This window comes from Rhodosalinus sediminis, from assembly GCF_003385555.1.
Taxonomy (GTDB): Bacteria; Pseudomonadota; Alphaproteobacteria; order Rhodobacterales; family Rhodobacteraceae; genus Rhodosalinus; species Rhodosalinus sediminis.
Genome location: NZ_QOHR01000018.1, coordinates 12,773 through 32,538 on the forward strand (window position 1 = coordinate 12,773; position 19,766 = coordinate 32,538).

19 protein-coding genes and 1 pseudogene are annotated in these 19,766 nt (G+C 74.6%); 5 read left to right on the forward strand and 15 right to left on the reverse strand.

The genetic code is table 11. The annotated features are described in order from the left end of the window. Positions 1-98: 98 nt before the first annotated feature. Positions 99-949: pseudogene (locus DRV84_RS16175) on the reverse strand (formate/nitrite transporter family protein). A gap of 167 nt (positions 950-1,116) precedes the next feature. Here DRV84_RS16175 and DRV84_RS11625 point away from each other — a divergent pair. After that, complete coding sequence (locus tag DRV84_RS11625; protein ID WP_115980846.1) at positions 1,117-1,491, forward strand: hypothetical protein; 375 nt, start codon at positions 1,117-1,119, stop codon at positions 1,489-1,491. 2 nt (positions 1,492-1,493) lie between these two features. Here DRV84_RS11625 and DRV84_RS15640 read toward each other — a convergent pair whose 3' ends face one another. Next, positions 1,494-2,201: an AI-2E family transporter gene (locus DRV84_RS15640; protein WP_158547802.1), complete on the reverse strand. Its 708-nt coding sequence runs from the start codon at positions 2,199-2,201 to the stop codon at positions 1,494-1,496. Positions 2,202-2,606: 405 nt separating this feature from the next. On the opposite strand from DRV84_RS15640, the gene ligD reads away from it, so the two are divergent. Both ligD and DRV84_RS11640 read left to right on the forward strand, forming a co-directional pair. After that, positions 2,607-5,096 (forward strand): DNA ligase D, encoded by a 2,490-nt coding sequence (gene ligD, locus DRV84_RS11635; protein ID WP_115980849.1) that lies wholly within the window; start codon positions 2,607-2,609, stop codon positions 5,094-5,096. A gap of 63 nt (positions 5,097-5,159) precedes the next feature. Further along, a complete protein-coding gene (locus DRV84_RS11640; protein WP_115980852.1) occupies positions 5,160-5,462 on the forward strand; it encodes a hypothetical protein in 303 nt (100 codons plus the stop codon). Between the two features lie 42 nt (positions 5,463-5,504). On the opposite strand, the gene DRV84_RS11645 is transcribed toward DRV84_RS11640, so the two are convergent. Genes DRV84_RS11645 through DRV84_RS11655 form a run of 3 tightly spaced genes read right to left on the reverse strand, consistent with a single transcriptional unit; the run spans position 5,505 to position 6,539 of the window. Continuing rightward, positions 5,505-5,870 (reverse strand): DUF3618 domain-containing protein, encoded by a 366-nt coding sequence (locus DRV84_RS11645; RefSeq protein ID WP_115980854.1) that lies wholly within the window; start codon positions 5,868-5,870, stop codon positions 5,505-5,507. A gap of 1 nt (position 5,871) precedes the next feature. Continuing rightward, complete coding sequence (locus DRV84_RS11650) at positions 5,872-6,285, reverse strand: phage holin family protein (protein WP_115980857.1); 414 nt, start codon at positions 6,283-6,285, stop codon at positions 5,872-5,874. Next, the gene (locus DRV84_RS11655; RefSeq protein ID WP_115980859.1) at positions 6,282-6,539 is read right to left on the reverse strand and encodes a hypothetical protein; all 258 of its coding nucleotides are present in this window, start codon (positions 6,537-6,539) and stop codon (positions 6,282-6,284) included. The genes DRV84_RS11650 and DRV84_RS11655 overlap by 4 nt, the downstream gene beginning before the upstream one ends. Positions 6,540-6,694: 155 nt before the next feature. Between DRV84_RS11655 and DRV84_RS11660 the strand changes: the two genes are divergently transcribed. Next, positions 6,695-7,621: a YtxH domain-containing protein gene (locus tag DRV84_RS11660; protein ID WP_115980862.1), complete on the forward strand. Its 927-nt coding sequence runs from the start codon at positions 6,695-6,697 to the stop codon at positions 7,619-7,621. A 116-nt stretch (positions 7,622-7,737) separates the two neighbouring features. Here the strand turns inward: DRV84_RS11660 and DRV84_RS11665 are convergent, their stop codons facing one another. Together DRV84_RS11665 and DRV84_RS11670 are read right to left on the reverse strand one after the other, a co-directional pair. Next, positions 7,738-8,397 (reverse strand): potassium channel family protein, encoded by a 660-nt coding sequence (locus tag DRV84_RS11665; protein WP_115980865.1) that lies wholly within the window; start codon positions 8,395-8,397, stop codon positions 7,738-7,740. 25 nt (positions 8,398-8,422) lie between these two features. Continuing rightward, positions 8,423-9,877 carry a potassium transporter TrkG gene (locus DRV84_RS11670; RefSeq protein ID WP_115980868.1) on the reverse strand — a complete coding sequence of 485 codons (1,455 nt, stop codon included), beginning with the start codon at positions 9,875-9,877 and terminating at the stop codon, positions 8,423-8,425. Between the two features lie 117 nt (positions 9,878-9,994). Between DRV84_RS11670 and DRV84_RS11675 the strand changes: the two genes are divergently transcribed. Then, on the forward strand, positions 9,995-11,026 hold the full coding sequence (locus DRV84_RS11675; RefSeq protein ID WP_115980871.1) for a sodium:calcium antiporter: 1,032 nt from the start codon (positions 9,995-9,997) through the stop codon (positions 11,024-11,026). Positions 11,027-11,029: 3 nt separating this feature from the next. On the opposite strand, the gene DRV84_RS11680 is transcribed toward DRV84_RS11675, so the two are convergent. The 8 genes from DRV84_RS11680 to DRV84_RS11715 form a co-directional block, all read right to left on the reverse strand. Further along, the gene (locus DRV84_RS11680) at positions 11,030-13,273 is read right to left on the reverse strand and encodes a xanthine dehydrogenase family protein molybdopterin-binding subunit (protein ID WP_115980873.1); all 2,244 of its coding nucleotides are present in this window, start codon (positions 13,271-13,273) and stop codon (positions 11,030-11,032) included. Between the two features lie 3 nt (positions 13,274-13,276). Next, positions 13,277-13,738, reverse strand: coding sequence for a (2Fe-2S)-binding protein (locus DRV84_RS11685; RefSeq protein ID WP_115980876.1), 462 nt, complete (start codon positions 13,736-13,738; stop codon positions 13,277-13,279). A 68-nt stretch (positions 13,739-13,806) separates the two neighbouring features. Beyond that, positions 13,807-14,427: a YitT family protein gene (locus DRV84_RS11690; protein ID WP_115980879.1), complete on the reverse strand. Its 621-nt coding sequence runs from the start codon at positions 14,425-14,427 to the stop codon at positions 13,807-13,809. A 232-nt stretch (positions 14,428-14,659) separates the two neighbouring features. Continuing rightward, entirely contained in the window at positions 14,660-15,874 is a 1,215-nt protein-coding gene (locus tag DRV84_RS11695) for an NADP-dependent isocitrate dehydrogenase (protein WP_115980882.1), read from the reverse strand. 94 nt (positions 15,875-15,968) lie between these two features. Continuing rightward, positions 15,969-17,189, reverse strand: coding sequence for an MFS transporter (locus DRV84_RS11700; protein ID WP_115980885.1), 1,221 nt, complete (start codon positions 17,187-17,189; stop codon positions 15,969-15,971). 58 nt (positions 17,190-17,247) lie between these two features. After that, complete coding sequence (locus DRV84_RS11705) at positions 17,248-17,589, reverse strand: potassium channel family protein (RefSeq protein ID WP_115980887.1); 342 nt, start codon at positions 17,587-17,589, stop codon at positions 17,248-17,250. Beyond that, entirely contained in the window at positions 17,586-18,224 is a 639-nt protein-coding gene (locus DRV84_RS11710) for a DsbA family oxidoreductase (RefSeq protein ID WP_115980890.1), read from the reverse strand. The genes DRV84_RS11705 and DRV84_RS11710 overlap by 4 nt, the downstream gene beginning before the upstream one ends. Beyond that, complete coding sequence (locus DRV84_RS11715; protein ID WP_115980948.1) at positions 18,211-19,740, reverse strand: class I adenylate-forming enzyme family protein; 1,530 nt, start codon at positions 19,738-19,740, stop codon at positions 18,211-18,213. Before DRV84_RS11715 ends, DRV84_RS11710 begins: the two co-directional genes overlap by 14 nt. Positions 19,741-19,766 lie beyond the last annotated feature (26 nt).

Here is a 19,766-nt window from a genome sequence, read left to right on the forward strand (position 1 = left end):
TGCGTTCAGGCGACAGGCGGTGAAACCAGCGAGCGGTGGACGACAAAGCCTGAACGGCGAGACTTCGGGGGGCCTCGGCCCCCCGTTTTTCGTGCCCCTCAGCCTTCGCCCGTGCGGCGGCGGTGCAGCTCCGCGCGGATCTGCGCCCAGGCGAGCAGCGTGAAAAGCACCGTGCCGCCGAGGATGTTGCCCGCGAGCGTGGGCAGAATGCTGTCCGTGAGCGCGGCCCACGGCCCCATGTGCCCGGCGAGCACCACCGCCGTCGCCTCCACCGTGCCGGCCACGACATGCGTGAACCCGGCGAGTGCGATGACGTAGGTGAAGAGCACGATCAGCGCGAGATGCGCGCGCTCGGTCGTGGACATGGTCCAGACCAGCGCCGCGATCAGCCAGCCCCCCCGACGCCGCGAAAGAGCGATTCCGCCGCCCCGTGACCCGTGGCGTGATGCGCGATCGCCTCCGACGCGCGCCAGAGCGCCGGGTCGTAGGTCTGCGCGGCCCAGAGCGCCGTGCCGAAGGCCGCCGCGCCGACCAGATTGGCGAAGAGCACCAGCGCCCAGAGCCGCAGGAGCCGGCGCAGCGCACGGGCGAGGCGCGCCTCCAGCACCGGCATCACGGCGGTGATCGTGTTCTCGGTGAAAAGCTGGAGCCGCCCCATGATCACGATCACGAAGCCTACCGTGTAGCCGAGGTTCTCCACCAGCGGGCGCCAGTCCGCGGCGGGCAGATGCGCGCGCAGGAGCGCCTCGGTCAAGAGCGAGAAGCCGAGCGCGACCCCCGCGACGAGCCCCGCGGCGAGGAGCGCGCTCGCCGGGCGCATCAGCTCGCGCCGCCCGGCGCGGCGGATCACCTCGAAAACCGCGGGCGGGGAGATCGGCGTCTTGCTCTCGATCTCCTCCTGCTCGCGCGGCCCGAGCGGGGCGTGGCTGCGCTCGTCGGTCTGGGTCATGGGCGGACGGCTCCGGACATGGCGGGGGGCCAACACCGCCCGAGCGGGCGGCGTTCCGCGCGGGACCTCCTGCGGCCCGCGCGCGCAGGCGGAAACACGCGCCGGCGCCCGGGCGTTGGTCTTTCGGCGTGCGCTCCGGCACGCCGTCCGACCGAGAGGAGCCCCGAGTGACCGCCGACCGTTCCCGCCCCGAGCGCGCCGAGCCCCCCGAGCCGCGCACCCATCCCGCCGGGACGCGCCGCCGTCTCGTGGAGCCGCACCGCCGCCGCCGCGCGGAGGAGCCGGCCGCCGCCCCGATCGAGACCGACGGCGAGGCGGGCGACGCGCGCCCCCGCGACGGCGCCGTGCCCGTCGATCCGGTGGAAGCGGCGCCGCGCGATCCGGCCGACCTGCGCGCGGGGCCGGGCGACGCGGGCGCGCAGGGCAAGCCCCGCGTCCTGCCCGAGCGCCGCGCGGCGCGCGACCGCGACGGCTGGCGCCGGGTGGTCGTGATCACGCTGATCGGGGCGGCGCTCCTCCTCGGGCTGCGCCTTCTTCTCTGAGCTCAGCGCGCGAGCGGCGCCATCAGCCGGCGCTCGTCGGGCTGGTCCGAAAGCAAGAGCGCGAGCGGGCGCAGCGCCGGCCACTGTGCGCAGATCACCATCACGGCGAGCGTCATCGGCACGGCCAGAAGCGCCCCCGTCACGCCCCAGATCCAGCCCCACGCGAGGATCGCCGTCAGCACGACGAGCGGCGAGAGCGCGACCTGCCGCCCCTGAAGCCGCGGGTCGACGAAGTTGCCCACCACCTGCTCGATCGCGAAGAGCCCCGCGCCGATCGCCACCGCCGTCTGCGGGTCGTGCGTGACGAAGACGTAGAGCGTCGGCAGCACGCCCGAGATCACCGAGCCGAGGTTGGGCACGAAGCTCAGCAACAGCGTCAGCAGCGCCCAGACCGTCAGCAGCCGCACGTCGAAGAGCCAGAGCCAGCCGACGTAGAGCGCCGCCGACAGCGCGCCCATCGCGAGCCACATCAGGAGGAACCGGCGCAGCTTGACCGAGAGCGTCTCGATCGCCGCGGTCCAGCCGCTGCCGCCGTCGCCGGGCCAGAGCGCGGCGAGCTTGCGGCGCCAGAGCGCGCCCTCGCCGAGCGACATTAGCACGATGAAGACCACGATGATCGTCGCCGCGACGAAGCTGCCGACGGCCCCCGCGATGCGCTGCGCGAGCGCGGTCGCCGCCTCGACGATCCAGCCGCCGGCGACCGAGCCCACCTGTTCCAGGAGATCGCGCAGCGCCGGCGGCGCCCCGTCGCCGGGCGCGAGCGCCTCGGGCGGCGGCGCGCCGCCACCGCCCGGTCGAGCGGCGCGAGCGTGACCGCGATGAAGAGCGCGCTTACGAGCGGCACGACGACCACCGCCGTCGCCCGCAGCGCCCAGCCCGCGAGCAGGACGAGTATCCCGGCGAGGAGCGCGGTGCGCAGGCGCGCCGCCTCGCGCGGCCCTGCGGCGCGCGGCGGCGCGCGGCGATCCTGCGGCGTGTCGTCCATCGGGGTCTCCGGCGGCCGGGGTGTCGGGCGCAGGGAACCCCGGCTTTCCCGCGATGGTTCCCGCCACGATCCGCGACGCCTCGCCGGGTCTGTGGCAGACTGGCCGGGGCAGGGCGGCAGGAGGGCGACGATGTCGGAGACCGAAGACGGCCCGCCGGTGCGACGGCGTCTCGACGCCTACGCGGCGCGGCGCGCCTCGGCCCGCGGCGGCGAGCCCGCGGCGCTGCCCGGCGGGCGGAGCGAGGGCGCGCGCCGCTTCGTGGTGCAGAAGCACGCCGCCTCCAGCCTGCACTACGATTTCCGCATCGCGTGGCAGGGCGCGCTCCTCAGCTGGGCGGTCACCAAGGGGCCGAGCCGCGACCCCGCCGAGCGCCGCCTCGCCGTGCGCACCGAGGATCACCCGCTCGCCTACGCGGAGTTCGAGGGCACCATCCCCGAGGGCGACTACGGCGCGGGCACCGTCATGCTCTGGGACGAGGGCACCTGGACGCCGCGCGGCGACGTGGCCGAGGGGCTCGCCGCGGGCGAGATCAAGATGACGCTCGAGGGTCACCGGATGCGCGGCGACTGGGTGCTGATCCGGATGGCCGAGGAGGAGGACCGGGAAAACTGGCTCCTCATCAAGGAGAGGGACAATTTCACCGACAACCCCGACACGCTGACGGAGGAGAGCACCACCTCCGTCCGCAGCGGGCGCAGCATGGAGGAGATCGCCGCGGGCGCGCCGCCGAAGGGCGGCCCGAAGCGGCGCGAGGGCGCGGCGCCCGCGTTCCGCGCGCCGCAGCTCGCCACGCTGGTGGAGGCCGCGCCCGAGGGCGACGACTGGTGGCACGAGACGAAGTTCGACGGCTACCGCGCGCTGGTGGCGCTCGGCGCGGAGGGCGCGACGCTCTACAGCCGGTCCGGGCAGGACTGGACCGAGCGGTTCGCGGCGCTCGAGGGGGCCTTCGACGCGCTCGCCTGCGACACGGCGCTGATCGACGGCGAGGTGACGGCGGCGGAGTCGGGGGCGGAATCCGGCGCGCGCTCGGCCTTCTCGGCGCTGCAGACCGCGCTCTCCGAAGGCGGCGCGCTGATCTTTCATGCCTTCGATCTGCTCTCCCGCGACGGCGAGGATCTGACCGACGCGCCGCTCCGCGACCGCCGCGCCGCGCTCGAGGCGCTCTTCGCGCATGTGCCCGGCGCGGGCGGGCCGGTGCGGCTGACGCCCGTGACGGTCGGGCAGGGGCCAGCGGCGCATGCCGCGGCCTGCGCCGCGGGGACCGAGGGCATCGTCTCCAAGCGGATCGACGCGCCCTACCGCGGGACGCGCACGAAAGCGTGGCTCAAGGTGAAATGCGCCCATCAGCGCGAGTTCGTCGTGGGCGGCTACGCGCCCTCCGACAAGGCGGGGCGCCCCTTCGCCTCGCTGCTCCTCGGCGCCTACCGCGACGGCGCGCTCGTCTACCGCGGGCGCGTCGGCACCGGCTTTTCCGACGATGATCTCGAGCGCCTCGCGGCGCGGTTCCGCCCGCGCAAGACCTCGCCCTTCGACGAGGTGCCGCAGGACGTGCGCCGCGACGCGCGCTGGATCACGCCGGAGCTCGTGGCCGAGGTGCGTTTCACCGAGATCACCCACGAGGGCCACCTGCGCCACCCGAGTTTCCTCGGCCTGCGGGCGGACAAGCCGGCCGAGGCGGTGCAGGACGAGACCCCGCAGGCGCCGCCCGGCATGGACGAGCGGGAGATCGCGGGCGTCACCGTCACCCACGCCACGCGGGAGCTTTTTCCCGACGCGGGCTGCACCAAGGCCGACGTGGCGCGCCACTACGCCCGCGTCGGGCCGCGCATGGCGCCGCTCGTCGCCCGCCACCCCCTCTCGCTCGTGCGCTGCCCGGAGGGGATCGGCGCGGACTGCTTCTATCAGAAGCACGCGCGCAAGGGCGTGCCCGAGGCGCTCGGCCGCGTCGAGATCGCGGAGAAGGGCGGCGAGCGGGCCACCTACATTACGGCCGACGACACCGGAGCGCTCGTCGCCGCGGCGCAGTTCGGCGCCGTCGAGGTGCACATCTGGAACGCGCGCACCGACCGGCTGGAGCGGCCCGACCGCATGGTCCTCGACCTCGATCCGGGGCCGGGCGTCGATTGGGCGGCGGTCGTGCGCGCGGCGCGCGACATCCGCGGGCACCTCGACGCGCTCGGCCTCGACTGCGGCGCGCTGGTGACGGGGGGCAAGGGCATCCACGTCTGGATGGCGCTGCGCCGCATCTCGGGCTGGGACCGGGTGAAGCGCTTCGCCGAGACCTTCGCGCGTACGCTCGCCGCGCGCGAGCCGGAGCGCTTCACCGCGACCGCGTCGAAATCCGAACGCGAGGGCCGCATCTTCATCGACTGGCTCAGGAACGAGCGCGGCGCGACGGCGATCGCCCCCTATGCCCTGCGCGCGCGCGCCGGCGCCCCGGTCGCCGTGCCGGTCACATGGGAGGAGCTCGCCGATCTCGAGGGCGCGAACACCTTCCAAATGGCCGACATGGAGGCGCGGCTCGCGCAGGAGTGCCCCTACGCGGCACAGCGCGCCCGGCTGCAATCGATCGGCAAGGAGGCGCTCGCGCGGCTCGACGCCTGGGCCGAGGGGGCATGAGCGCCGGAACCGCGCGGCGGTCGGGGGGTTGAAGACCGAGAGACCGGCGAGCGGAGGCGCCCCATGACCCGCGACACCTCGATGCGCGAGCACGCCGCGCACCCGCATGCCCCCGTGCACGATCCGCGCGACACCCCGCAGCCCCGCCCCCGGCCCGCCGATCCGCGCACCGGCGTGCTGCCGGGCGATCCGGGCCGCGGCCCGACGGTCGCGGGCACCGACGCCGCGCCGCAGACGGCCGTCGGGACCGAGCGCCCGCCCGAGGCCCGCGAGACGCCCGAGGCGACGCCGGGCGGCCGCGCGCTGCGCTACGCGGCGACCGCGCTCCTGGTGGTGATGGCCGCGCTCGCGCTCGCGGCGCTCTGACCGCTCAGGCGGCGCGGGTCGCGGCGGCAGGCGGGCAACGCTTTACGGGCCGATCCTGCTCCCCGCAGTTGCCGTCGTGATCAAAGCGCTCAGGCGGCGCCATCCACGCGGGCGGCGCGCGCCCGCCGTCGCCGGGCGCTCGGCGCTCTCGCCCGGCTGCCCGCGCGCGGCGCCCAGGGCGAGCCACGCCAGCCCGCCGAGGACTGCGGCGGTGGCGAGCGGGTTCGCCGCCATCTCGCGCCCGGCCCGTCGGCCGAGCGCGCCGCCCTCGGCCGCGAGGCGCGCGCCCGTCTCACGCAGGAGCCGCTCGGGCGTCGCGCGCGCCTCGAGCGCGGCGATGCGCCGGCCGAGCGCGGCCCGGCGCGCGGCGATGTCGGTGGCGATCTCCTCGGGCGTCTCCGGTTCCATCTCAGTCTCGCGCGTCGGCACCGGCGGCCTCCCGCACTTCGCGCGCGTCCGCGCGCAGGGATCGCGCAACACGCTCGGGCGCGAGACGCGCGCGCTCCAGATCGCGCAGCCCCCACCAGGCGACGAGCGCGGCGAGGACGGCGAGGCCCGCGCCCACGACCATCGCGGCGAGGCCCGCGCCGAGCCCGAGGCCCGCGAGCGCCCCGATCGCCGCCCCGGCCAGCGCGTCGAGCGCCGTCATGGCGAGGATCAGCGCGAGCGCCAGCAGGACGAGCCCGGCCCGCGCGCGGCGCAGGCTCCGGTCGGTCTCCGCCCGCGCGAGGTCGAGCTCGCGCCTCAGAAGCCCCCGCGCGGCGTCGAAGGTCTCGAGCAGCAGCGCGGCGGTCGGCCCCGGGCTGTCGCCGCGCGCGCTCATGACCGGCGGTCCGTAGCGTCACGAGGGCCGCCGGCGCGCGCGATCCGCGCCACGGCGAAGCCTGCGGCGGCCGCCCCGGCGAGGGTGAGCGCCGGATGGCGCCGCGCCAGATGCGCGGCCTCGCGGATGTCCTCGGCCGCCTGCGCGCGCGCTTCCCGGGCCGTGCGCTCGGCCGCCGCGCTCAGACGGTGCACCTCTCCGGCGATGTCGCGGGCGGTCGTCCGGGCCTCCTCCGTCAGGTCGGGTCGCGTCATGGGTCGTCCTCCATCCTCGGCGCCTGCGGCGCGTCGTGAGGGAAACCCCGTCGCGCCCCAAGGGTTCCGCGCGGCGGGAACCCTGCCCCTCAGCGGGCGTTTCGCCGGTGACCGCGGGACCGCCCCGCACCCGAGACCCTGAGGAGGATGCGCCGATGACCGAAGGCAATGACCCCGACGCGCGCCCCGAGGCGGGCATCACCGCCGCGCCCGTGCAGCCGGGCCACGCCGCCGCCCCGGACACGCCCGACCGCTACGCGGGCTTCGTCGAGCGCGTGGGCGAGCGCCCCGACGGCCGGGCGGAGGCGCCCGCGCGCGGCCTCGGCGGTGCGATCATGGATACCGCGCGGCGCAATCCCGTGGGCACGGCGCTCACCGCCGCCGGGGTCGCGCTCCTTTTCGCGCCGCGGGTGGAGCGCGATGACGCCGCCCGCGCCTACGGCCGGGCGCGGGACAGGGTGCGCGACATGGCGGACCGGGCGACGCCGGAGGCGGAGGCCTTGACGGCACAGGCGAAGAAGCGAGTGGACGCGGCCGAGCAGGCCGCCGAGGACCGGATCGAGGCCTTCCGCGACCGGATCGAGGCGGGCACCGAGGAGCTCGGCGAGGCCGCACGCGCCCGCGTCGTCGCCGCGCGCCGCCGGGCGATCGAGGCGCGCGACCGCGCCGCCGACGCCGCCGGGCACGCCGGTCACCGCGCCGAGGAGACGGCTCGCGCGGGCGCCTCGGACCTGCGGGCCGCCTACCGGGAGCATCCGCTGATGGCCGGCGCGCTCGCCGTGGCGGCCGGCGCGGCGCTCGGCGCGGCGCTGCCGCGCACGCGTGCGGAGGACGCCCACCTCGGCGAGATGGCGCAGCGGCTGACCACGGAGGCGGAAGAGCTCGTGCGGCGGGAACGCGACCGCGCCCTCGGCAAGGCGGACGGCGCGCTACAGGAGACGCGGGAGATGACCGGCGAGGCGGCCGAGGCGCTGCGCGCGCGGATGCCCCGCGGCGACGAGGCCGTCGAAGCGGCCGAGGAGGCCCTCCGCGAAAGCGCCGACCGCGTGGCCGAGCGCGCCCGCCGGGGCGCGCGAGGCTGAGAGGTGAGCCTTGCCGCACGACCGAGCGCGCCCTGAGGGGCGCGCTGGGCTAGGCGGTAAGACCCGCCGCTCAGCCGGAAGCACGGTCGTATCGCCCGTGCGCGGCGGCGGAGCGCTCAGCGCCCGCGCTCGGTCGGGAAGCGCGCCGCCATTTCTTCCTGCGCGTCGGGGGAGACGGCGGCGATCAGCGTGTCGCCCTCCGCGAGGCGCGTCGTCTCCGTCAGCAGGATATTCTCCTCCTCGCGCGTGACCGCGATGGCGCGCGCGCCCGCGGGCAGCTTCAGCTCGCCGACGGTGCAGCCGTCCTGCTCGGCGCCCACGCGGTAGCCCAGCACGTCGAAGCCCGAATGCGTGCGCAGGTCGAGCGCGGAGGAGCGCCCCTCCTCCAGCGAGCGCACGATGGCGCGCGCGACCGTCGCGTGCGGGGTGATGAGGTTCTCGAGCCCGAGCTCCTCGCAGACGGCGAGGAGCTGCCGGCGCACGATCTGCGGCACGACGCGCGGGAAGCCCACCGAGCGGCCGACCAGCGCGGCGAGGATGTTGACGTCGTCCACGTTGGTCAGCGCGAGGAGCGCGTCGGCCCCGTCGCCGTAGGCGTCGCGCTGCACCGAGGGCAGGGAGCCGTCGCCCTCCAGCATGCCGCAGTCCAGCGTCTCGGCGAGGCGTTCGAGCTTCTCGCCGTCCGCGTCCACCAGCACGACCTCGTGGCCGGCCTCGCCGAGCTGTTCGGCCGTGGCGATCCCGAAGCGCGAGGCGCCGACGATCACGATCCGCATGGGGTCTCCTCCCTCAGGTGTGGCCTCAGGTGTGGCGCGGCGCCCATGTCGCGGGCGAGAGCACCGCGATCAGCGCCAGGAACTCGAGCCGCCCGAGCAGCATCGCCGCGATCAGCACCCCCTTGAGCGGCGCGGCGAGCGCGGGGTCCACCGCGCCGGCCGAGAGCCCCACCGTCGAGAGCGCCGAGATCGTGTCGAAGAGCGCGGGCAGCGCCGGCACGCCGCCGGCGAGCATCGCGCCCCAGGCGAGCGCCGCCGAGACGACGTAGAGCACGGTGACGGCGACGCTCGCCACGAGCCGCCGCTCGGGGAGCGGGCGGCCGGGGCGGCCGAGCGGCAGCACCGCCTCGGGCGGGACGCGCAGCCGCAGGAGCGCGAGGCGCACGATGCGCGCGTAGGTGAGCGCGCGCTCGATCTTGAGCCCGCCCGCGGTGGAGCCCGCGCCGCCGCCCACCGCCATCGCCACGAGCACCACGGCGAGCAACACCGGCGGCCCGCCCGCGACCGGCGCGACGGAGAAGCCCGCCGTCGTCGCCGCGCTCAGCGTGTTCAGGAGGGCGTCGGCAGCGGCGGCGGCGTCGCCGCCGAGCGCGAGGTGCAGGAGCGCGGCGAGCAGCGCCGCGCCCGTCGCCGCGGTCGTCACCGCCGCGGCGTTGGTGCCGAGGAAGGCCGCGCGCAGCCCGTCCCGCCGGGCGCGCACGTAGAAAAGGAGCGAGACCGCCGTGGCGAGGCTCGCCAGCATCACCGCCGCCTGCGCCGCGCGCGAATAGCTCGCAAGGCTGTCGGGACGCGGCGCGAACCCGCCCGTCGAGACCGCGCTCAGGGCGAGGACGACGCCCTCCCACCAGGTCGGGAAGAGCGGCAGGAAGGCGAGCACCGCGACGAGCGTCAGCGCGCCGTAGGCCGTGAGCAGCGCCCGCGCCTGCGCGCGGGTCGAGGAGAGGATATCGCGCTCGCCGATGCTCGCGCGGCCGAGCGCGCGCGCCGCGCCCTGAGACGCCCCCGGCCCGAGGATCAGCACCACTCCGGCGAGCGCGATGGCGAAGCCGCCGCACCACTGCATCCACGCGCGCAGGACGTGCCCCGCGAGCGGCCAGTCCATCGTGCCCCGCGCCAGCGTCAGCCCGGTCGAGGTGATGCCCGAGACGCTTTCGAAGAGCGCGTCGAGCGGCGCGAGGCCGAGCACCACGAAGGCCGGCGCGCCGAGCGCCGAGACGCCGAGGAAGAGCGCGACGAGCACCGCGACCGCCTCGATCTGGCGCAGGTCGCGCCGGACGGGGTAGCGCCGCGCGAAGAGCGCCGCGACCGCCGGCGGCACGAGCGCCGCGCCGAGCGCGGCGGCCAGCCGCCACGCCCCCTCGGCGAGCGCGAGGGCGAAGGGCGGCGCGAAAACGAGCGCCACGGCATGTGCCTCGCCGAGCGCGGCGCGCAGCACGCGGCCGGGCCGCGCGCGCCATGCGACGGCGGTCTCGCCCCTCACGCTCGCTCTTCCTCTGCGATCGGCCTGCCTTTCTCTCGGGGCGCCCGGGCCGCGTGGCGCGGGCGCGAGCTCGGGGGCGCGGTTGAACTCGGGCGCCGCCCGTGAGTTGGATAGCGCATGTTCGCCGCGCTCGCCACTCCGGCGCTTCTCGCGCTCTTCACGCTCGCCGCCGCGGCGATCCTCGTGGGCGGCACGCGGCTCACGGGCATGGCCGACCGGCTCGCCGACCGCACCGGCCTCGGCGAGGCGCTGGTGGGCGGCGTGGCACTGGGGGCGGCGACCTCGCTCTCGGGCTCGGTGGTCTCGGTCACCGCGGCGCTCGAGGGGCGCGCGTCGCTCGCCTTCGCCAACGGGATCGGGGGCATCGCGGCGCAGACGGCCTTCCTCGCGCTCGCCGATCTCATCCACCGCAAGGCCAACCTGGAGCACGCGGCGGCCGATCTCGCCAACGTCTTTCAGGGCACGACGCTGATGCTGCTGCTGTCGCTGCCGCTCGTCGCCTGGACGCTGCCGGAGGTGGCGCTCTTCGGGGTGCATCCCGTCTCGATCGTGCTCGCCGGGGTCTACGGCCTCGGCGTCTATGCCGCGGGCCGGGTGCGCGCGGCGCCGATGTGGCGGCCGGTGCACACCGGCGCGACCCAGCCGGACGAGCCCGCCGAGCCGGCGGCGCGCGACGCCTCGACCGCCGCGCTCGCGGCGCGGTTCCTCGCCCTGATGCTCGCCATGGGGGCGGCGGGCCTCCTGCTCGCGCGGACCGCCGGGGTGCTGATCGACCGGCTGGAGCTGTCCGCGACGCTGGTCGGCGCGCTGGCGACAGCGGTGGTCACCTCGCTGCCCGAGCTCGTCACGACGCTCGCCGCCGTGCGCCGGGGCGCGCTGCAGCTCGCCGTGGGCGGCATCATCGGCGGCAACACCTTCGACACGCTGTTCCTGACCGTCTCGGACGTGGCCTACCGCGACGGGTCGCTCTACCACGCGGTGGGGCGGGCGGACCTCTTCTGGCTCGTCGTGGGGCTGGTGCTGACGGCGATCCTGACGCTGGGACAGCTCTACCGGCAGCGCCACGGCCCCGCCGGCATCGGGCTCGAGAGCCTCGTCCTGCTCGGCGTCTACGCCGGCGCGGTGGCGGCGCAGACGCTGCTTCTCTGAGCGTCAGGCGAAGCGCACCGACTTCGCGAAGGGCATCTCGCGCAGGCGCCGCCCCGTCGCGGCGAAGATCGCGTTGGCGAGCGCGGGCGCGGCGGGCGGCACGGGCGGCTCGCCGATGCCGCGGATCTCGTCGGTGGTCTCGAGCGCGCGGGTCTCCACGATCCGCGGGGTCTGCGGCAGGCGGAGCGTCCGGTAGCCGTCGTAATTGCGCTGCTCCACCCGGTGGCCGGCGAAGGTCAGCTCGGAAAACATCGCGTGGCCCAGCCCGAAGAGCGCGCCGCCGGTCATCTGCGCCTCGAGGTTGACCGGGTCGAGCACGCGCCCCACCTCCGCCGCGACGTAGATCGCGTCGATGCGCAGGCCCTCTTCGGTCTCGGTCACCTCGACGATCTCGGCGGTGGGCACGCCGAAGGACAAACAGTAGGCGACGCCGCGCCCGCGCCCCTCCGCCGGGCGGGGACCGTCCCAGCCCGCCATCTCGCCCACCGCCTCGAGCACGCGGCGCGAGGGCTCGTGGCGGCAAAGGCGCAGGCGCTCCTCGAGCGGGTCGGCGCCCGCGGCGTGGATCAGCTCGTCGAGGAAGCCGTCGTGCAGGAAGGCGTTGCCCGAGGCGCCCACCGAGCGCCACGACGAGACGGGCACCCCCTCGGGCACGCGGTAGCCCGTCACGCGGTAGTGCGGGATGGCGAAGGGCTGATCCCAGGCGCCGGCGACGATGGCGACGTCCGGGCCCGAGGCCGGAACGCCCCAGCGCGGCCCCTGGCTCGCGAAGGTGGAGTGCGCAGCGATGGAAAGATCGAAGGCCTCGACCCGGCCCGCGCGCACCGCGCCCCGCATCCGGGCGAGCTGCATGGTGCGGGGGTAGTCGTGGGCCATGTCCTCCTCGCGGGTCCAGGTCATCTTGACCGGCCGACCCGGCACGCGCATCGCGAGTTCCGTCGCCTGCCGGACGTGCAGATCCTCGAGCCGGTGGCCGAAGCTGCCGCCGATCATCGCGTTGTGGACATGCACCCGGTCCGCGGCGATGCCGACGATCCCGGCCACGTGATCCTGCACGAAGCGCGGGATCTGCGTGCCGGTCCAGATGTCCGCCCGGTCGCCCGTGACCTGCACGGTGGCGTTCATCGGCTCGAGCGGCGCATGGGCGAGGAAGGGGACGCGATACTCCGCCTCGAGCACCTCCGCGCCCGCGAGCGCGCCATCCACGTCGCCCTCGTCCTTGAAGCGGCTGTCGTGGCGGTCCTCGGTGAAGGAGGCGGCGAAGTCGTCCCACATCGCCTCCGTGCTCTCGGCGATCGGCGATGGGCCCCAGTCGATCTCGACGGCCTCCGCCGCCTGCATGGCGCGCCAGGTGTTGTCGGCGATCACGCCGACGCCGCCGGTGATCTCCACCACCCGCTCGACGCCGCGCATGCGCTCGGCCGCGCGGCTCTCGACGGAGACCGCGCCCGCGCCCCAGCCCGGGTGAGTGCGCACCGTGGCGTGGAGCATCCCCGGCTGCCGGTGGTCGATGCCGAAGGTCTGCGTGCCGGTGCATTTCGCCGCCATGTCGAGACGCTCCACCGGCTGGCCGAGGATGCGCCAGGCCGACGGCGCGCGCAGGGGCACGAAATCGGGCGCCTCGACCTCCGCCGCCTCGGCGGCGAGCTCGGTGTAGGGCAGGGCGGCGCCGTCGGGCAGGATCACCTGTCCGTCCTCGGTGCGCAGATCCGCCATCGCCGTGCCGGTGCGCGCGGCGGCGGCGCGCTTCAGCGTCTCGCGCGCAACTGCGCCCGCGCGGCGGAGCGTCTCGTAGGCGTCGGGCACCGTCGTCGAGCCGCCGGTGACGTGCATGCCGAAGACCTTTCCGGCCGCCGCGCTCACCTCCTCGCGCAGGAGGCGGGCGATCACGCCGTCGTCGGTGGCGGCGACCGGCATCCCGTCGGCGACCACGACCGAGTTGTAGTACGCGGGCGCCGCCGGGCCGAAGGCGGTGCGCACCGCCTTCGGCTCAACGTCCAGCTCCTCAGCGAGGAGCGCCGCCTGCACCTGCACCGCGCCCTGTCCCTTGTCGGCGCGCGGGGTGATCAGCGTCACGCCCGCGCCGTCGACGACGACCCACGGGTTGAGGACCGCCGCGCCGTCGCCCGGCGCCAGCGGGTTGGGATAGGGCGTGCGCAGCCGCCATGTGCCGAAGGCCACGCCGCCGGCGACGGCCGCGGCGCCCACGAGGAAACCGCGCCGCGCGATCTTGCCGAGGCTCGCCATCGCTCAGCCCTCCCGCAGCCGCGCCGCGGCATCGCGCACCGCCGCGCGCAGGCGCGGATAGGTGGCGCAGCGGCAGAGGTTGCCGCCCATCGCGGCGTCGATGTCGTCGTCCGTGGGCTCCGGCGTTCCGGCGAGGAAGCTCGCCGCCTGCATGATCTGGCCCGGCTGGCAATAGCCGCATTGCGCGACCTGCGTCTCGATCCATGCGGCCTGCACGGGATGCGGCGCCTCCGGCGTGCCGAGCCCCTCGATCGTGGTGATCTCGGCCCCTTCGGCGTCGCCCGCGCGGGTCTGACACGATCGCACCGCCACGCCGTCGAGATGCACGGTGCAGGCGCCGCACTGCGCGATGCCGCAGCCGTATTTCGTCCCCGTGAGGCCCAGCTCGTCGCGCAGGACCCAGAGAAGGGGCATCTCCGCCTCCACGTCCAGCTCGTGGGCGGTGCCGTTGACCGTCAGCCGCATGCCGTCTCCCTCGCGTGATCCGTGGGCAGGATAGCGCGGCCGGCGGCGGGGCCAAACCCCGCGCCGGCTCAGGACCGCGCGATGTAGCGGTCGCGGCGGTGATTGACCGTGATGATGAGGTTGAGCACCGCCGCCCCCGCGAGCGACCAGAGCACCACGGGCCAGGGAAAGAGCGCGAGCGCGGCGGCGAAGACGCCGAGGTCGAAGATCAGCTGCACGTGCCCGGCCTTCATCGTGCCGCGGTCCTGCAGCCAGAGCGCGACGATGCCCACGCCGCCGAGCGTCGCGCCGTGGCGGAAGAGCGTCAGCAGCCCGGAGCCCGCGAGCACCCCGGCCAGCACCGCCGCGACCGGCGCGGGCACCGGGCCGAGCGGCACGGCGAGCGGCAGCGCCTCCGCGAGCGCGCTCATCAGCGCGACGGCGGCGAAGGTCTTGATCGTGAAGCGCCAGCCGAGCTGATGCACGGCGAGCAGGTAGAACGGGAGGTTCGCCACGAAGAACACCGCGCCGAAGGACCAGCCCGTCGGATAGCTCACCACGAGCGCGAGGCCCGCGATCTGCCCGGTGACGAGATCGGCGGCGCGCAGGACGTTCACCGAAAGCGCGACCATGAGCGCGCCGACGAAGAGGCCCTGCGCGTCCTCGAGCGGCGTGTGCCGCTCCGGCGGCGCGGAAGAGAGAAACTGCATGCCGCCGCGCTAGGCCCCGGGGCCGGGCGCGTCAAGCCGGACGGCAGGGCAGCGCGGCCGCGGGCGGCGGGGTTGCACAGCGGGGCGGCAGAGAGGGCGCTCGCCCGGTGCCGCGCCGCGCAGGTGACGCGGAGCGTTCGCCCGTCTCTCGAAGGGGCCGGGGGCCGAGGCTCCGGCTCCTCTTGTCGGGGACCGGCGGCGCGCAGCGCCCCGCCGGTCCCCTGCGCGGGTCTCAGCCGCCGAGCGCCTTGTTCAGGTTCTCGTCCACCTTCTCGAGGAAGCCCATGGTCGTGAGCCAGCCCTGATCCGGGCCGACGAGCAGGGCGAGGTCCTTGGTCATGTGGCCCGACTCCACGGTCTCGACCACCACGCGCTCCAGCGTCTCGGCGAAGTGGCGCAGCTCGGCGTTGCCGTCGAGCTTGGCGCGGTGCTTGAGCCCGCCGGTCCAGGCGAAGATCGAGGCGATCGAGTTGGTCGAGGTCTCCTCGCCCTTCTGGTGCTGGCGGTAGTGGCGGGTGACCGTGCCGTGGGCGGCCTCGGCCTCCACGATCTTGCCGTCCGGCGTCATCAGCTGGCTCGTCATCAGCCCGAGCGAGCCGAAGCCCTGCGCCACGGTGTCGGACTGCACGTCGCCGTCGTAGTTCTTGCAGGCCCAGACGAAGCCGCCGTTCCACTTCATCGCGCAGGCGACCATGTCGTCGATCAGGCGATGCTCGTAGGTGATGCCCTTTTCCTTGAACTTCGCCTCGAACTCGGCCTCGTAGACCTCCTGGAACAGGTCCTTGAAGCGGCCGTCGTAGGCCTTCAGGATCGTGTTCTTCGTGGACATGTAGAGCGGCCAGCCCATGTCCAGCGCGTAGTTCATCGAGGCGCGGGCGAAGTCGCGGATCGACTCGTCGAGGTTGTACATCGACATGGCCACGCCGGCGCCGGGCGCTTGATAGACCTCCTTCTCGATGACCTGACCGTCCTCGCCCTCGAACTTGATCGTCAGCGTGCCGGGCCCGGGCATCAGGAAATCGGTGGCGCGGTACTGGTCGCCGAAGGCGTGACGCCCGATCACGATGGGCTGCGTCCAGCCGGGCACGAGGCGCGGCACGTTGCGGCAGATGATCGGCGCGCGGAAGACCACGCCGCCGAGGATGTTGCGGATCGTGCCGTTGGGCGAGCGATACATGCGCTTCAGCCCGAACTCCTCGACGCGCGCCTCGTCGGGCGTGATCGTAGCGCATTTGACGGCCGCGCCGACCTCCTTGGTCTTCTCGGCGGCGTCCACGGTGATCTGGTCGTCGGTCGCGTCGCGCGACTGGATCGACAGATCGTAGTAGAGCAGGTCGATGTCGAGATAGGGCAGGATCAGCTTCTGCTTGATGAAATCCCAGATGATCCGGGTCATCTCGTCGCCGTCCATCTCGACGATGGGGTTCTCGACTTTGATCTTGGCCATGGGCGCGGTCCTCTCGTGCGGGTGTCGTCGCGCGCCTTCTAGCGGAGGATCGCGGCGCTGAAAAGATCGTATGCGACAGTATACACGCAGGCGCTCACGCTTCGGCGGCCGCCGCGCGCGCCTCCACCCGGCGCAGGTAGAGCATCAGGGCGAGCGCCGCGCTCGCCATGGTGAAGATCCCCACGGCCAGCGGCAGCGGCGTGCCGTCGAACATCAGCCCCACCGGCACCGCCAGGAGGACCGCCATGACCGTCGCCAGCGCCCCCACGATGGACGACGCGAAGCCCGCGATATGGCCCATGGGCTCGAGCGCCATGGCGTTGATGTTGCCGAGCGTCAGCCCGACCTGGAAGAAGAGCGAGGCCTGCCAGACCACGAAGAGCGCGAAGAACACGGGCTCGGGCGGGGCGGCGAGGCTGACGGCGATCATGGCGCCGGCGATCAGGCATTGCCCGGCGAGCGCCGCGGTGATCAGGAACCGCATGCCGAGCCGCATGACCAGAAGCGCGTTCAGCAGCGTCGCGCTGCCGGCCGCCACCGCGATGGCCCCGAACCAGAAGGGGAAGCTCTCGGCCCGGCCGAAGGTCACGTCGTAGACGGGCTGAACGCTGACGAGCATGGAAAACATCTGTCCGAAGGCGAGGCCCTGCACCACGATGGCGAGGCGCACCATCGGATGCAGCGCCACCTCGGCCAGCGCGGCGGCGAGCGCGCCGGGGCGGAAGGGCCGGCGCATCTCCGGCGCGAGCGGCTCGGCGAGGCGCAGCGACATCCAGAGCGGCGCGGCGAGGCCGAAGGCCATGAAGGCCACGAAGATCGCCCGCCAGCCGCCCACGGCGATCATCCCCGCGCCGACCAGCGGCGCGATCGCGGGGATCAGCGTGAAGACCATCATCACGAAGGACATGATCTGCGCCATGCGCCGCCCGGCGAAGAGGTCGCGCACCACCGCCAGCGTGACGACCCGCGGCGCCGCCGCGCCGAGGCCCATGACGAAGCGCGCGGCAAGCAGCATCTCGAGCGAGACCGCGACCGCCGCGAGCCCCGCCGCCGCGACGTAGAGCGTGAAACCGCCCAGGATCACAGGCTTGCGGCCGAGCGCGTCCGAGAGCGGGCCGGTGAAGAAGGTGCCCACCCCCATGCCGAGCACGAAGCTCGTCACAACGAGTTGCGCGCGGTTGGGGTCGGCGGGCGTCAGCGTCTCGGCGATTTCCGGCAGCGCGGGCAGCATCGCGTCGATGGAAAAGGCGACGATGGCGAACATCATCGCCATCAGCGCGATGAACTCGGGCAGCGACAGGCGGGCAGGGGGCATGAATATCCTCGGGGTGCCCTAGGGCGCTAGCACAGCCCCCGGCGAAGGGCCAGCGGGCTCAGCCCTCGGGGCCGTCCCCGTCGTCGCGGCCGTTCCGGTGGCGCCAGTGGTCGACCAGCCATTCGGTGTGCGTCCGGCGCTTCTCGATCACGACGCGGCCGAACTGCTGCACGGCGACGACGAAGACGCCGAGCCCGAGGAAGATCATCACCGTCGTGCCGATCTTGCCGAGCGCCGTCGCCGGCACGAGGGAGCCGTAGCCCACCGTCGAAAGCGTCACGACCGTGAAGAAATAGGCGTCGAGCCAGCTCCAGCCCTCGACCACGCGGAAGAACACCGTGCCGCCGACGACGATCGCGGCGAGCGTGCCGAGGAGCGAAGCGAGGCCGCCCGGTTTCATTCGTGGCCCTTCTCCCGGATCTCGCCGATCACCTTGCGCCAGAGCTCGGGCGGCTGCGCGCCGGGCACCGCGTGCTGACGCGCGACGATGAAGGTGGGCACGCCGGTCACGCCCATCTCGCGCGCGGCGGCGTCGCGGCCCGCGATCTCCTCGCGGTCCTCGTCGGTGGCCAGCAGCCGCAGCACGACAGAGGCGTCCATCCCCCGCGCGTCGGCGATGTCGGCGAGCACCTCGTGGCGGCCGATGTCGCGCCCCTCCTGGAAGTAGGCGCGGAAGAGCGCCGAGACGATCGCCGTCTGACACCCCTCGATCCCGGCCCAGTGGATCAGGCGGTGCGCGTCGAGGGTCGAGGGCGTGCGGTCGATCCGCGACCAGTCGATCTCGAGCCCCGCGGCCCGCGCGTGCGCGTCGATCTCGGCGTAGGTCTCGGCGGCCGCTTCCTTGCCGCCGAACTTCGCCTCGAGGTAGCTCCGCCGGTCCATGCCCTCGGCGGGCATGTCGGGGTTCAGCTGGAAGGGGTGCCATTCCACCGCGAAGGGGTGGTCGGGTTCGGCCTCCAGCGCGCGGTCGAGCTGCGCCTTGCCGATGTAGCACCACGGGCAGATCGGGTCGGAAAGGATATCAAGCTTGACCATCGGCGGCCTCCCAGTCGTCGCGCAGCCGCCGGCGCGCGAGTTTGCCGTTGGGACCGGTGGGCAGCGCCTCGGTCCGGATGTAGAGGCGCGGCTGCTTCCAGCGCGCCAGCCGTTCGGCGGCGAAGGCCTCGAGGCGGTCGGCCTCGATCTCGGCCTCGGCGGTGTAGAAACAGGCGATCACGCGGACCTGATCCTTGAGCGCCACGTCCGTCACCGCGACCGCCCCGATCCCCGGGAAGGCGCCCAGCGCCGCCTCCACCTCGGCCGGGGAGACGCGCACGCCGCCCGCGTTCATCAGGTCGTCGGCGCGGCCGTGGTAGGCGATCGCGCCGCTCTCGTCCATCGCGCCCAGATCGCCGGTCAGGAACCAGTCGCCCTCGAGCCGCGCCTCGCCCGCCTCCGGCGCGCCCATGTAGCCGAGCATCAGCCCCGGATCGCGCCGGTCGATCGCGATGGTGCCGACCTCGCCCGGCGGCACCGGTGCGCCGTCCTCGCCGAGGATCGCCACCCGCCGCCCCGGCTGCGGGCGGCCGAGGGTGCCGGGCGGCGCGGGCGCCTGCGGTGAGGCCGAGACGAAGGTGGAGCACTCCGACATGCCGTAGGCCTCGTGGATCGTCGTGCCGGTGGCGGCCTCCCAGGCGGCGCGCGTCGCCTCCGTCAGCTTCTCGCCCGCCGACAGCCCGTGGCGGAGGGACCGGGCGCGCGTCGCGCCCCAGCCCTTCAGGAGCTTGCGATAGACACCCGGCGCGGCGGCGAAGATCGTCGCGTCGTGGCGCGCCATCAGGAGCGGTAGCGCCTCGGCCCGCGTGCCGGGCGCGGGGATCAGCGCCGTCGCCCCCGCGCTCCACGGGTCGAGGAGCCCGGTGCCCAGCGTATAGGTCCAGTTGAAGGCGCCCGCATGCATCAGCCGGTCACCCTCGGTCAGCCCGTACCAGCCCGCGTGCATCATGCGCCGCGCCCAGACGGCGCGATGCGCGTGCATCACCGCCCGCGGCGTGCCCGAGGTGCCGGAGGTGAAGACGACATAGGCGAGCCGGTCGGGATCGCCGAGGTCGTAATCCGCCGGCGGGAGGTTGCGCATGCCGCGCAGCTGCGAAAGATCGATGCGCGGGACGTCGTCCTCCGGCGCGGGCAGCGCCGGGTCGTGCAGCATCCCCACCGGGGCGAGCGCCGCGGCCATGCGCGCGACCTCCCCCTCGGTCAGAGCGGCCGAGAGCGGCACGGGCACCAGCCCCGCCGCCACCGCGCCCAGAAAGGCGAGCGGGAAATCCACCGTGTTGTCGAGCCGGAGAAGCACCAGATCGCCCGGCGCGAAGCCCGCGCGCAGAAGCCCCGTCGCCGTGCCGAGCACCGCCGCCTCCAGCCGCGCGAAGCTCCAGCGCTCGGCCCTGGCGGGACCGAGGACGGCGAGCGCGACCTTGTCCGGCACGCGCGCCGCGGGGGCGAGGACATGCGCGGCGAGGTTGAAGGGCGCGGGGCAGGGCGCGGGCGGCCCCTGATCGAAAACCGAGATCATCGCGCCCCGCTTACGGAGCGTGCCCG